The organism is Bacillus sp. OTU530, from assembly GCF_038440375.1.
In genome coordinates this window covers 1-337 of record NZ_JASATP010000170.1, presented here as the reverse complement: position 1 = coordinate 337, position 337 = coordinate 1, and the positions used below count along the sequence as shown (strand labels likewise).

Annotated in this window: 1 pseudogene; it reads right to left on the bottom strand. The window is 42.4% G+C overall.

Features of this window, described 5'->3' with window-relative positions:
- A pseudogene (locus AAHB12_RS31460) lies at positions 1–337 on the bottom strand (IS200/IS605 family accessory protein TnpB-related protein); the annotation flags it as partial.

Below are 337 nucleotides of genomic sequence, written 5' to 3'. Positions count from 1 at the left end.
GATTGCGGTAACGTCCGGCAGACTTGGAGAGGGTTGTATCCAATGCTTCTAACACAATCGGCTTATTCCTTTGAACGGCGATGTCCACCAAACGAATCGCTTCTGCTTCTAGAATTTTTGTGATTTGTCCGCTTTGTTTTCCTTCTAAGGAGAAATAGAGACAGGAGGAGGAAAGTAATTGTCCTTGTCCATTCACATGGGAGAAAGCAATATGATTGTAGTTGAGATCTACACCAATGACACCGTCTGCTTTTGAATAATTGATAGGAGGATGTTCTGGTTCTTCTATCATGCATTTGATGATGTAGTACGTACCATGATCTTCGATGGACCAACC